General features: G+C 70.0%; 12 protein-coding genes and 1 pseudogene. 4 read left to right on the forward strand and 9 right to left on the reverse strand.

All coding sequences use genetic code 11. The annotated features are described in order from the left end of the window. Positions 1 to 236: 236 nt before the first annotated feature. Positions 237 to 1,043: an SGNH/GDSL hydrolase family protein gene (locus JIX56_RS43240; protein ID WP_257549328.1), complete on the forward strand. Its 807-nt coding sequence runs from the start codon at positions 237 to 239 to the stop codon at positions 1,041 to 1,043. Positions 1,044 to 1,615: 572 nt separating this feature from the next. Here the strand turns inward: JIX56_RS43240 and JIX56_RS43245 are convergent. Continuing rightward, a complete protein-coding gene (locus tag JIX56_RS43245) occupies positions 1,616 to 2,191 on the reverse strand; it encodes a PadR family transcriptional regulator (RefSeq protein ID WP_257549329.1) in 576 nt (191 codons plus the stop codon). A gap of 125 nt (positions 2,192 to 2,316) precedes the next feature. Between JIX56_RS43245 and JIX56_RS43250 the strand changes: the two genes are divergently transcribed. Together JIX56_RS43250 and JIX56_RS43255 are read left to right on the forward strand one after the other, a co-directional pair. Continuing rightward, positions 2,317 to 2,709: a nuclear transport factor 2 family protein gene (locus tag JIX56_RS43250; protein WP_020269986.1), complete on the forward strand. Its 393-nt coding sequence runs from the start codon at positions 2,317 to 2,319 to the stop codon at positions 2,707 to 2,709. Between the two features lie 267 nt (positions 2,710 to 2,976). Next, a complete protein-coding gene (locus tag JIX56_RS43255) occupies positions 2,977 to 3,225 on the forward strand; it encodes a hypothetical protein (RefSeq protein ID WP_257551584.1) in 249 nt (82 codons plus the stop codon). On the opposite strand, the pseudogene JIX56_RS43260 reads toward JIX56_RS43255, so the two are convergent. Next, a pseudogene (locus JIX56_RS43260) lies at positions 3,120 to 3,569 on the reverse strand (transposase); the annotation flags it as partial. The gene JIX56_RS43255 and the pseudogene JIX56_RS43260 sit on opposite strands and share 106 nt — an antisense overlap. On the opposite strand from JIX56_RS43260, the gene JIX56_RS43265 reads away from it, so the two are divergent. Next, on the forward strand, positions 3,514 to 3,789 hold the full coding sequence (locus tag JIX56_RS43265; RefSeq protein WP_257551586.1) for a hypothetical protein: 276 nt from the start codon (positions 3,514 to 3,516) through the stop codon (positions 3,787 to 3,789). The pseudogene JIX56_RS43260 and the gene JIX56_RS43265 sit on opposite strands and share 56 nt — an antisense overlap. Positions 3,790 to 3,988: 199 nt before the next feature. Here JIX56_RS43265 and JIX56_RS43270 read toward each other — a convergent pair whose 3' ends face one another. The 7 genes from JIX56_RS43270 to JIX56_RS43300 all read right to left on the reverse strand — a co-directional run bounded on the left by JIX56_RS43270 (position 3,989) and on the right by JIX56_RS43300 (position 12,479). Next, positions 3,989 to 4,771 (reverse strand): DUF4253 domain-containing protein, encoded by a 783-nt coding sequence (locus JIX56_RS43270; RefSeq protein ID WP_257549331.1) that lies wholly within the window; start codon positions 4,769 to 4,771, stop codon positions 3,989 to 3,991. A gap of 139 nt (positions 4,772 to 4,910) precedes the next feature. Further along, positions 4,911 to 5,321, reverse strand: coding sequence for a VOC family protein (locus JIX56_RS43275; protein ID WP_257549332.1), 411 nt, complete (start codon positions 5,319 to 5,321; stop codon positions 4,911 to 4,913). 72 nt (positions 5,322 to 5,393) lie between these two features. Next, positions 5,394 to 5,786, reverse strand: a complete 393-nt coding sequence (locus tag JIX56_RS43280) for a helix-turn-helix domain-containing protein (protein ID WP_257549334.1) — start codon at positions 5,784 to 5,786, stop codon at positions 5,394 to 5,396. A gap of 76 nt (positions 5,787 to 5,862) precedes the next feature. Beyond that, on the reverse strand, positions 5,863 to 7,317 hold the full coding sequence (locus tag JIX56_RS43285) for a glyceraldehyde-3-phosphate dehydrogenase (protein ID WP_257549336.1): 1,455 nt from the start codon (positions 7,315 to 7,317) through the stop codon (positions 5,863 to 5,865). A 122-nt stretch (positions 7,318 to 7,439) separates the two neighbouring features. Next, positions 7,440 to 9,623 carry an endonuclease gene (locus tag JIX56_RS43290; RefSeq protein WP_257549338.1) on the reverse strand — a complete coding sequence of 728 codons (2,184 nt, stop codon included), beginning with the start codon at positions 9,621 to 9,623 and terminating at the stop codon, positions 7,440 to 7,442. Positions 9,624 to 9,699: 76 nt separating this feature from the next. Next, positions 9,700 to 10,848, reverse strand: a complete 1,149-nt coding sequence (locus JIX56_RS43295; RefSeq protein WP_257549340.1) for a hypothetical protein — start codon at positions 10,846 to 10,848, stop codon at positions 9,700 to 9,702. Then, a complete protein-coding gene (locus tag JIX56_RS43300) occupies positions 10,845 to 12,479 on the reverse strand; it encodes a hypothetical protein (protein ID WP_257549341.1) in 1,635 nt (544 codons plus the stop codon). Before JIX56_RS43300 ends, JIX56_RS43295 begins: the two co-directional genes overlap by 4 nt. Between the last annotated feature and the right edge of the window lie 102 nt (positions 12,480 to 12,581).

A 12,581-nucleotide genomic window follows, 5' to 3' on the forward strand; every position in this document is an offset into this window, starting at 1 on the left:
GGTCGGTGCTCAGGTCTGAAGAGGGAACGGGCGGTGAGGTCGGCGCGGGACCAAGGCGGTGGACTGCGGCGGTGGACCGCCCTCGACGGCCTCAGCTCCTGCCTGAGCGGCGTCACTTTGCAGGAAGGTGATCCCGCAGCTATCCTCATATTCAACAATGCGACTAGGTGCCTAGTTGTTTAGCGATGGCCGTGTGCCACTTCCATCAGCAGCGTTGACGAGAGGCGGGCGGCCCCGTGTCGAGCAGTGGGTATCTGCGCTATGTCGCCCTGGGCGACAGTCACACCGAGGGGCTCGGGGACGGCGACGACGTCCGTGGTCTTCGGGGCTGGGCGGACCGGCTCGCCGAGCAGGTCGCCCGCCACAACCCCGGCCTGCTCTACGCCAACCTCGCGGTGCGCGGCCGTAAGGCCGGTCAGGTGCGCGCCGAGCAGCTCGCTCCGGCTCTCGCGATGCGGCCCGACCTCGCCACCGTGGTGGCTGGGGTCAACGATGCGTTGCGCCCGAGCTGCGACCTCGACGAGGTGGCCGGCCATGTTGAGGCGATGTTCGCCGCCCTCACCGCGCAGGGCGCCACCGTCGCGACCCTCATGTTTCCCGATGTCGGGCGTATCACGCCGTTGGCCCGCCCGATCGGTCACCGTGTTCTCGCGCTCAACGCGCGCATCCGGGAGGCCGCCGACCGCCACGGCGTGGTGGTGGCGGAGACGGCCGCGCACGCGGCGGCGACCGATCCGCGGTTGTGGAGTGCTGACCGGCTGCACGCCGGCCCGCTGGGACACGCGCGCATCGCGGCTGCCGTGGCCCAGGCGCTCGGTCTGCCGGGCAGCGACGACAAGTGGACCCTTCCCCTTCCGGCCGAGGGGACAGACATCTCTGTCTGGAGGACCGTGGGTGCCGAAGTGCGCTGGGCCGGCACCTTCCTCGGCCCTTGGGCCGGCCGCCGCCTGCGTGGCCGCTCCTCTGGGGACGGCCGCCAGGCCAAGCGGCCGGCGCTGCTTCCGGTGGCCGCGTCCGCTGGGGACACCTCCCCATCGGTGTGATGCTCTGGCTTGCCGCGACGCCGGCGGCTCCTCGTGCTGCACTGCTCTTCACCGGACGGGAGCGTGGCAGCAGACCGACCTCGGAGTGCGGATCGTCCAGTCGATCAAAAGTCCTCCCAGGGTGGAGACAGGATCGACTGGAAGGTGGTGGACGAGAAGGAGATGACGGAGGAGCTCGGCAAGGGCAAGCTGTTCGGCGCGCTCGTCGCCCCGCGAACACTGTCATCGTCGCCGCACTCACCAGCCCCGAGGCGGCGCGCAACGCCGTCCGCCCGACACTCACCGTGCTGGCCAGTCGGCCTATGCGCAGGTAGGCAGGGAGCTGACCGCCCAGGGCGACGCCGGACCGCCCCGAGGCTGGGTGATCCTGGGCTTGGGACTCGCGGTCGCGTGCCTCTTCGGCTTCGGCGTGACCCGGTTCTACGACCCAAGGGACTGCATCGCAATCCCCGACAAGAAGCCGCAGCCGGTCCTCGCTCGGACACAGACCGACGACCCCTGGGAGGCCGGGCTGCTCACGACCGTCCAGCTCGTCACTTTGTTGACTAACTGTGTGGGTGGGACCGCCGCAGTCAGCCGTCGGCCCGGAGCGTGGCCGTGCGCTGTTCGAGCCTGCGCAGCGCCATGTCCCCCCACTGGAGGTTCTCCCGCTCGAACGACATCCCGCGCAGCAGGGTGAGGTACGGGCCGATGCGCTCGGCCTCGGCGAAGTACGCCTCCTCGGAGCGCCCGTCGAGCAGGCGCTGCCGGAGCCGCTCGTAGCGGGCCAGCTTGGCGGTGGCCCACTCCATGCGCTCGGTGATGGCGGTCCGGACCGCTTCCATGTCGCCCGCGTCCAGGCACTGCACCTTGACAAGCAACTCGTCCCGGATCACCGCCGGTTTACCCAAGGGCTCGGCGGTGTAGGCGTGGACGGCCTTCCGCCCGGCCTCCGTCAAGGAGAACAGTCGCTTGTTGGGGCGGCGCTTCTGCTCGACGACGCGGGCCGTGACGAGTCCTTCGGCCTCCATGCGATCCAGCTCCCGGTAGAGCTGCTGAGGCGTCGACATCCAGAAGTTGGCGACCGTCGCGTCGAACGCCTTCGCGAGGTCGTACCCGGACGCCTCGCCCTCCAACAGTGCGGCCATCACCGCGTTCCGCAAAGCCATGGATGCACGCTAACAGATTAATCAACAACGTGAATAATAGTCCCCCCTTCCCTGTAGACAAGCTCTAACGGGCCCTCTAATCTCCATTACACCTATTCGCATTTTTGAATATCAGAGGTGGGCTCATGCATCCCTTCCGCAAGGCCGTCGAGAGCGGCGACCTGGACGCCGTGGCCGCTCTGCTGGCCGACGACGTCGTCTTCACCAGCCCCGTCACCTTCAAGCCTTACCCGGGCAAGGCGATCACCGCGGCGATCCTGCGCGGCGTGCTCCGGGTCTTCGAGGACTTCACCTACATCCGTGAGATCGCCAATTCCGACGGCCGCGATCACGCCTTCGTCTTCACCGCCACCGTCGCCGGCAAGCAGCTCCAGGGATGCGACTTCCTGCACTTCGACGACGACGGAAAAATCGACGAGTTCACGGTGATGGTGCGCCCGCTCTCCGCCGCCCAGGCGCTCGGCGAGGCCATGGGCGCCCAGTTCGAGCAGATCGCCCGAGAGGCCGCCGAACAGTAACCACGACGACGGACTTCGACGCGGTGGTCATCGGCGCGGGGCAACGCCGGACTGACCGCCGCCACCCTCCAACGCTGGGACTGCGCACCCTCCTGGCGGAGCGCCACAACGTCCCCGGCGGCTGCGCCACCTCCTTTCGACGAGTCCGCTTCGAGTTCGAGACGGCGCTGCACCAGCTGTCCGGAGTCGGCCTGGAAGTCCAGCCCGTACACGCTGCGCGGGCTGTTCGAGAGGCTGGGCGTCGCTGACTCGCTGTAGTTCGTCCAGGTGTACGACCTGTATCGCGCCGTGGTACCCGGCCGGCACGATGTGACCCTGCCCGCCGACTGGGCCGGCGCCGTGGACGCCCTGGAGGACGCCTTCCCCGGCAACCGCGCCCGCGTCGAGCGATTCTTCGCGCTCGCCAGGGACGTGACGGAGCCGTCACGGCACACGACCTCGATGCCCGGATGCTCGCGCAGCCAAGCTTCCAGCGTGTCGGCGGTGCGGTCGGGCAGCACGTCGATCCGCTCATAGGTCCCGGCGTCGATCACCACGGTGGCATAGCGGTGCCGCCGGCGCAGAGCGAAGTCGTCGACGCCGATCACGCGGGGCGTCCGCCCGGTGGGCAACGGGATGCGCAGCAGGGCGCGCAGGGCCGTGTGGCGAGCAGGCCCGCCGCGAGTATCGCGAGCAAACGAGATCCCGCCCGGCCCGCTAACTCCATCACCACAGCCGTGACTTACCTGGTCAGACGGGCCGTGTCGCTGGTGACGCTCAAACACTCCGGGCGTCTGCTCGCGGAAGGGCTGCCGGCAGCCGCGCGTGGGACACACCAAGCGCCGCACCCGCACACGGACGTCGAGGACGGCTGCCCGTCCGCCGCCTCTGCTCGACGAGATCGGGCGCTGCGCGGACGAGACCAGGCGGACGTTCACCGACGGTGTGCTGGTCGTCATGGGCGACATCGCCGCCCGCCTGGCGCCTGACGATCCGCCCTCCGCACGCGAAGGCGCTCAGCGTCTTCGTCATGATGGTTGGGACATTCCATGGCCCGTGAGCGCCGGCGCCGAGCCGGTCGGCCACGTCCGCCTCGGCTAGGGCCCTTCTGATGGATCTCCGCGGCGTCGCGGCGTTCGGCACGCACTCTCGCCGCACCGGACAAAAGCCCTAGTAGCTCCTCCCCCACTCTCGGCTTCGCTCGAGCGGGAGGTGCCCCCCATCGAGGGCTTTCGCCCGGCACGCCGAGAGCACGCACCGAACGCCGCTCCTTCTCCCACGGAGATCCATCAGAAGGGCCCTAGTCCCACCAGAACGACCAGTGGTCCCGTCCCACGAGGCCGGCCGCGTACTCGGGGAACGGGGTCGGCGGGTCGTCGACGATGTTGTCGGCGGTGGAGAGCACATGCTCCAGGGCGAGCAGGTCCGCGTCCGCCGCCGTACCCGGTGGCCGGGCGACGGAGACGTGCAGCCGGCCGCCGTACACGGCCACCAGGTGCGCACCGAACCGTTCCTCCCAGCTGCGCAGCAGGGCACAGAGCAGCGGCAGGGGCGCGCCGGAGCGCCAGCCGAGCAATGCCAGGGCGTCGCTGCCGCGACGGGCGGGCACGAGCACGAGACGGCAGTCGAACACGTCGACATCCGTGTCGGCGAGCCGGGCCGGAGCTTCCGTGGCCGCCTCCCGAGGCTGCGGGTCGCCGGGCGTGGCCGGCATCGCCGGTGCCAGTCCCGGCCACTGTTCGAAGGGCGGGCCCGGATCGTGCGGCCACGGCTCGACGTCCTCGGGCACCGGCTCCGGCGTCGCGTCCGTCCAGAACGGGAGCCGCCGACGCCGGTATTCGGCGAAGTCCGCCGCCAGCACGTCCTCCAGGCGGACGGCGTCGACCAGGCCCGGGTCCAGGGGCTCGCCGATGGCATCGGCCCGGTACAGGACCGGCAGCAGGCCTGTGGCCTCGTGCTCGCTCAGCAGCCGGGGCCACAACTCTTCGAGGTCGTCGGGGAATTCGTCCGAGATCCACAGGTGCGCCGGTCCGCGGGCGGCGAACCGGCCGGCGGGCAGACCGTCAGGCAGGGGAAAGGGCATGGCCGAACCGTAGATCCCGCCACCGACAACGCGGCAGCCGCCCTCCCCCCGGCCACCGACGACGCGGCCGCCGCCCTCTCCCCGGCCACCGACGACGCGGCCGCCGCCCCCCGCCGCCCGCCGCCGGAGCGAGCGGCGCTCAGCCCTTCAGTTGGGCGAAGCGGATGCTGTTGCCGAAGGGGTCGCGCAGGCCGCAGTCGATGCCGTACGGGCGGTCGGTGGGCTCCTCGGTGAACTCGACGCCACGGCCCAGCAGCGTCTCGTACGTCTTGCGGCAGTCGTCCGTGCTGAAGAAGAGCTGGCCGCCCATGGCCCCCTTCGTCAGCAGTTCGCGGACCTGCTCCGCCGTCTCCTCGGACAGTGCCGGGGCCCCCGGCCTCTCCAGCAGGATCTGGCGCTCCGGGTGACCGGGCACGTTGACGGTGAGCCAGCGCATGAAGCCCAGGTCGACATCGGTGTTGACCTCCAGGCCGAGCTTGCCGACGTAGAAGTCGAGGGCCGCGTCCTGGTCGAGGACGTAGATCTGCGAGTGCGTGATAGCGGTGAACATGGGCATCACGCTACCGAGCGGGCCGGACGAAAACTTATCCAAAACTGCTCAGCCGCTCAGCCGGCCGGCTCGTCAGACGCTCGGTCGCATCCACGCCTTCGCGAAACACATCGGTACGGTCACGGGCACGGCTTCCTTGCGGTACTCCCTCGGTGACCGGCCGACGATGTCGCGGAACGTCCGGCTGAAGGTCCCCGGGCTGCCGAAGCCGACCTCGAAGCAGATGTCCGTCACGCTGCGGTCGGTCTCCCGCAGCAGGAACATCGCCCGCTCGACCCGGCGGCGCTGGAGATAGCGGTGCGGTGTCTCGCCGAACGTGGTCCGGAAGGTACGCGTGAAGTGCGCCTCGGACACATGGGCGATCCGGGCCAGCGCGGGGACGTCCAGCGGCTGCGCGTAGGCGCGGTCCATGGCGTCCCGGGCCCGCAGCATACGGCGGTTGGACTCTTCGGAAGCTCGGCTCACGGCGTCATCACACCACGGGCCGGGCGAGCGGATCGCTCTCCCGGCCCACGGCTGCGAGGGCGTACGGCCCGGTGGATCAGACCGCCGGAGCCGGGTACGTCGGGTACTCCACCCCGGAGACGTGCTGGACGACGCGGATGACCTGGCAGGAGTAGCCGAACTCGTTGTCGTACCAGAGGTAGAGGATCGCGTTGTCGCCGTCGACCTTGGTGGCGCCGGCGTCGACGATCGAGGCGTGCCGGGAGCCGATGAAGTCGCTGGAGACCGAGTCGGGCGCGTTGGTGAAGTCGATCTGGCGCTTGAGCGGCGAGGTCAGCGAGACATCGCGGAGGTAGTCGAGGACCTCCTCGCGGTCGGTCTCACGGCCCAGGCGCAGGCTGAGGATCGCGATCGAGACGTCCGGGACGGGGACGCGGATCGAGCTGCCTGTGATCGGCGCCTTCAGGTCGGGCAGCGCCTTGGCGACGGCCGAGGCGGCACCCGTCTCGGTGATGACCATGTTGAGCGGCGCTGAGCGGCCACGGCGGTCGGACTTGTGGTAGTTGTCCAGCAGGTTCTGGTCGTTGGTGAACGAGTGGACGGTCTCCACGTGGCCGCGCAGTACGCCGAACTCGTCGTCCATCGCCTTCAGCGGGGGGACTATCGCGTTCGTCGTACAGGACGCGCAGGACAGGATCTGCTCGTCCGGCTTGATCGTGTCGTGGTTGACGCCGTGCACGATGTTCGGGACGTCGCCCTTGCCGGGCGCGGTGAGGACGACCTTGTCGATGCCGGGGCGCAGATGCGTCGACAGGCCCTCCCGGTCGCGCCACTTGCCCGTGTTGTCGATGAGGATGGCGTTCTTGATGCCGTACTCGGTGTAGTCCACCTCGGACGGGTCGTTCGCGTAGATCACCTTGATGGTGTTGCCATTGGCGACGATCGTGCTGTTCGCCTCGTCGACCGTGATCGTGCCCTGGAACTGCCCGTGGATGGAGTCCCGGCGCAGCAGCGAGGCCCGCTTCACGATGTCCTCGGCGGCCCGCTCGCCGCCCCCGCGCACCACGATGGCGCGCAGCCGCAGACCGTTGCCCGAGCCGGCCTTCTCGATCAGCAGTCGGGCCACGAGACGGCCGATGCGGCCGAAGCCGTAGAGGACGACGTCGCGTCCCTCGCCGCCCTCGATCTTGTTGGCACCCGTGGCGCCGGCGACGGCCTCGGCGGTGAACTCCGCGATGGACAGGCCTCGGTCGTCGGCCCGGTACGTCGCGGCGAGCATGCCGATGTCGATCTGGGAGGGGCCGAGGTCGAGCGTGGTGAGGGCCCGCAGGAACGGCAGGGTGTCGGTGACCGAGAGCTCCTCACCGGCGATCTGGCGGGCGAAGCGGTGGGTCTTCAGGATGCTGACCACCGACTTGTTGACCAAGGAGCGGCTGTGCAGCAGGACCGTCACGTCCCGCTCGCGGTGCAGCTTCCCGATGATCGGGATCATCGACTCCGCGATCTCCTCGCGGTTCTTCCAGTTGGTGAACGAGTCCTCGTTGACAGTCACAGATTTATCTTTCGAGCTAGGCGGCGCTCATATGCTAAACGGTCGCCGATCAGATCACGCCATCGGGGCCCATGAGCGCGATGGCGTGATCGTTTGAGCGGGTCAGCCCGAGGTTCGGCAGGTCAGGGCCAGACACCGGAGAAGTCGATCTTCTCGGCCCAGTCCGGGTGGTCTATCAACGGATTGCGGTTGCCCTGCAGTTCGGCGATGGCGGCGTTGCGGTGCAGCTCGTACTCGGTCACCGGCTCATTGACGTGCCAGGCCAGGAGGGTCGGCAGCCGGTTCTCGGGGAACTCGCGCCGGGTGTCGCCGACCTGCTTCGGGTAGCGCAGCAGGAAGTACAGGGTGGCCCGGGCGACCGCGCCCTTGCCCGTCTTCGGCTCGAACCCGATGTCCTCGCGCATCCCGCAGGCGTCCCGGATCTTCTCCTCGAAGTCGGCGAAGTCGACGTAGGGGAAGTTGCCGCGGAAGCTGTTGCAGCCGACCTCGCAGGCGAACAGATGGTGCAGGTCGCCCCGCATCGGCTCCTTCTTGAGGAACCACGACTGCGGTACGACGTGTTCACAGTTGAACGGCATCGACGCCTCCAGCGCGTCGAACTCCGCCTCGAACTCGGCCGGGCCCGCGGTGCCCTCGTGCAGGAAGAGTTCCTGGATGCGCGCCATCCGGGCCTCCTCCACGGCGGCGTCCGCCCGTATGAACTCCTCCGCGGAGAAGTCCTTGCCGGAGTAGATGCTGCGCAGCCGGCCGTCCCGGTGCAGGTCGACCCACGGATAGACGAGCCGGATCGGCTTGTACTTGGGCCGGGGGTCGTGTGTGCGCGTCAGCAGTTCGGTGAGCGCGCGGCGCAGCGCGTCCCCGTTGTCGGTGCCGATGCCCGCGTAGTAGGCGTCGCGGGCGGCGGTGTCGGCGGTCCGGTCGTAGTACGGCCGCTCCCGCGCGAGCCGGTGGTTGACCAGCGCCGCGTTCAGGTCCCGCTCGACCGCGAAGGCCACGTCGGGCCGCCCGGCCGGGGGCGCTGCCGGGGGCGTGAGCCCGGCCGGTGGGGCGGTGGCGGTCTCCACCGGGAACGCCGACGCGTCGAGGCCGACGCTGATCCGCAGCGGGACGGTGAGATGGGCGGTGCCGTCGGTCATGTACGCCCGCGCCCCGTCGGGTCCCGGAAGCGTGGCCGCCCCGTCACCCGAGGGCGCGGGCGGGGCGCTCTCGACCGGGGCCGGAGCGGGCCCGGCCGTGGTCCCGGCGCTGAACACCTCGTCGCGGAGCCGGGCGGCCGCACCGGTCAGGGTGAGTTCGTGCAGGGCGCGCAGCACACGGCTGATCCGCACCCCTTCGTTGGCCTTCCACGCCAGCCGGTCGTCGCCCATGTCCGGCGTCCAGACGGTTCCGTCGACGCTGAGGGGTCGGCCCTCGTCGTCGGTCTTCGGGACGGCCGAGTGGTGCAGCGCGACGACCTCCCACTGGTCGTTGAAGACCGGCGAACCCGATGAACCCTCACGGGTGTCCGACTCGTAGTGCATGAAGCGGTCGAGTATGTCCACGACCTGGTTCTCGCGCAGCGCGAGCTGCTTGGGCTCGCCCCGGGGATGCTGGATGATGCTCACGAACTCCCCGATGACGACCGTGCCCAGCGCCTCGCTGAGCGTCAGCCGGCCGAAGGAGGAGAGCGCCTCGCCCCGCGCCCCGCGTTCGGCCACCGCGACCAGGCTGAAGTCCAGTCCGCGGTCGGTGACGAAGAACCGGTGCGGTTCCAGCTGGAACACCGCCGGTGTCAGCGGATGTCCGTCGATCCCGGCCTGCAGCGAGAACGCGACCACACTGCGACGAGCCTCCTCCTGGCTGCGCAGCACATGGTTGTTGGTGAGCAGCAGGGAGGGGGACACCAGGAAACCGGTGCCGTGGCCGCCCCCGGGGCCGCTGAGGGTGATCCGGCCGACCGAGCGGGAGACGAGGGCGCCCTCCTCCAGGAACGCGACCGGAGCGAGGTTGTTGCGCCCGATGAGGCGTTCCAGGCCCAGCACGTCGCTGCCGAAGCTCTCCGGCGGCAGCCGCAGGGTGCTCCCGGCCGCGGTCACCGGCTCCGACGGCTCCCGCTCGATCGCCCTGGCCAGTGACCAGTCGGCGCCGAGGCGGGCCAGCCGCTTCTCGACCCGCTCCGGTTCGTCGGCGTACAGCACGCCACGCGTCCGGAGCAGCTCTCGGGTTCGCTCCCGCTCGCCGGACCGGTTCGCATAGCGTTCCGCGGCCCTCGTCAGCTGTGACAGGTAGTGGGATTCGGTGGGGGAGAAGAGTTCCGCCGTTGTCATGGGTCCGCCTTCCGTGGTGGGCGGTGCAGGTCGTGGGCGTTGTAGGTGGTGGGCGGTGCAGGTGGTGTGCGGCGCGCTACGCCACGAGCCGGGTGCTGCGTGACGCCTGGTCGGGGTGGGTCCCGAGGTAGCCGTGCGCGGAGAACGCGGCGGGGGAGAAGGCGCCCGGCGTGACGTCGTCGCCCGCCGCGAGCTCCACGCAGGAGGTCCGCGGCTGGACCTCGCTCTGCCCCAGGCGGCAGGCGGTGGCCATGAGTTTCACGGTGACGAAGTCGGCGATCTGGGCGCCGAACTCGATGGGCCTGCCGGCGATGGTGATGTCGCCCACGGTGAAGTCCCGGTCCGCGGGCACCTCGTAGACCGCGCGTACCGGGAAGCCGGCGGCGCCGCGTTCGAAGGTCCAGAAGCTCTTCGGATCGGAGCCGTCGGGAGCGCGCCAACCGTCGGTGGCCAGGTCGTCGAAGTAGATCCCCACCGGGTCGCTGAGCGCGATGTCCGCCTTCTGCCGGGCGATCGAGTTGACCACCTCGCCGATGTGCGGGTCGCTGTTGCGGTCCGGCACGCCGTACTTGCCGCAGGCGATGAGTTCCTGTGCGCCCGTGAGTTCCCGGCCGCCGATGAGGCGCCGGATCGTGGCGGCGGCGGCGAGTTCGATCTCCGCACCGAGGGTGTTGGACTGCTGGATGAGGTGCATCGCACCCTGTGTCGTGGAGTCGTTCCACTGGTTGCGCCGCACGTACCGGCCGTTCGGACCGAAGAGGTCGCTCTTGCCCACGGCCGGGTCGATGTGGGCGCGGTAGAGGTCGAGGGCCTTGTCCGGGCTGGTCTGCGCCAGCACGTCCCAGTACTCGGGGCCCTCGCAGGTGAAGGTGACGCGAGTGATCCTGCCCGTGCTGTCGCGGGTCACGCTCCACTCGCAGTACTCGTCCTGCACATCGCGGCTGGCGTCGGCGCGTTGCCAGCGCTGCCGGTCCGAGATCGCTGATCTGAGGCGGTTGGGAAACGCGGTCCAGGTGACGGCCGCCTGGACCGCGTCCGTCGCGGTGTCCGTCTTGGTGAGGTTGTAGAACTGCGGCCGGGGGCTGTCGTGCAGCACCTCGGCCGGGTCCGGCCCGGTGATCGCCCGGTCGACACTGTCGCTGATGAAGACGTGCCACGCCTTCGTCCCGACGTCGTCGAGGTCGGTGAGCCGTCCGGGAGGCCCGTACACGGTGATGGTGGTCATGGAGATCCTCCGGTGGTCACGACACCGACGGTGCCGTCCTCGTGCATGCGCAGCCGGGGTGCGTCGGCCGGGATGTCGGTCGTCGGCAGGGTGAGCGCGAACTCGTTGAGCCTCATCTCCTTGAACACACGGCGGCGCGACTCGGCCAGCCTGGTGAACTCGTCGAATCCCGAGGCCGTACGGAGCCGTGCCGCGACCTTCTCCAGGTACACGTCCACGCGCCGGGCGAAGACGCCGCGCCAATCGGCTTCGGGGAGCGCCCAGTTGCGGGCGAACTCGGCTTCCGGGCCGTCGGCGGGCCCGGTCCGCGCGGCGGCGACGACGGCCGCGGCGATGTCGTCGCACCACGTCGGGGCCGGCACGGGGTCGGTGGGTACATAGGTCATCAGCCGGGCGCGGGCCGGGCTGAAGACCGGGTTGGTGAAGTCCACCATCAGCGCGCACGCCGCGAATCTGGCCGGCACGAGGCCCTTCTCCACCAGCTGCCGCACCACGTCGTTGTCCTCGTAGGCGGCCTCCGGGACGACGAAGGCGAAGAACGTGTCGCCCCGCTGCGAGAAGTCGCTCACCTGCTCCTCCAGCCGGAAGCCGAAGGCCTTGAGGCTGTCCGCGTACAGGGACGCCGGCGCGGACGGCACGGTCCCCGTGCTCACCGGCAGACCGAGATCGTTGAGCAGGGCGTCGGCGTTCAGCCAGAAGCCCAGGGGCAGGCTCAGCTCTCCGCCGCCGGACGCGACCGTCGCGCTCTGCGTGGACGTACTGGCGAGGTTGACCGTGGTGGTGGTGAACAACTGCCGCAGCAGATGGTCGGGGTGGGTCACCATGCCGTCGTCGACGACCGCCGAGAGCCGTGCCGAGGTCCACCGGGAGACCAGCCCCTTCACGGTGAGCTCCAGCCGCTCGGCGCCGATGACCTGGCCGTGGAGCGGGTTGTCGCGCAACGGGTCGTCCGGGGCGAGCTGGATCGTCGCGGACATCGACTGCCAGTTGCTCCAGGGCTGCTTGAGTTCCTTCATGACGACGCTGCCGTTGACATGGCTGTCGAAGCAGCCCTTCCCCCGGGATTCGGGCGCCATCGACGACCAGGAGTCCCCCGTCCACACCCAGGCCGGCGAGATCCGCATGTAGTAGTTGAAGATCTGGGCCACCGGGTCCCAGGCGGCGACCTGGAGGAAGACCGAGCCGGGGTCGCTGCTGACCAGCAGGTCCGGGTCCTGGCCCGGTGCCGCGCGGGAGACCGCGAAACGGAAGTCGCGGCGGAGCCCCGGAGCCTCGTCCGGCGGGATCTGCCCGGCCTCACTGATCAAGTACACGGACTGCGCAGTCAGCTCACCCGCCCCCGTCAGCCCGTCCAGCACCTCTTCCAGGGTCATGGGCCAGCGATCCCGCTGGAAGAACACCCTGGCCATCGGGTCCCGCAGCCCGGTGGCCTGCCCCGCGGGCATGGGCACCGGGCCCCGGTCCACGCCACTGACGCCGCGGTACAGCGTCCCCGGCCGCAGCCCGCCGCCCTCGTCCGCCGGGCCGAACGCCGGCTCTGCCGCTGCCGTAGCCGTAGCCGTAGCCGTAGCCGCGGCTTCCGGCCAGGCGGTCGCCCGCCGGCGTTCAGGGGTGCGGTCCCACAGCGACATGGTTCTTCCACCCTCCGTCGCGCACAGCTACGAGAAGTGGCTCAGGACGTAGGACAGGGCGGCGTCGACGTTCACCAGCTTCGCGCCCACGGGCCGGCGCCC

Source organism: Streptomyces sp. CA-210063 (assembly GCF_024612015.1).
Classification (GTDB): domain Bacteria; phylum Actinomycetota; class Actinomycetes; order Streptomycetales; family Streptomycetaceae; genus Streptomyces.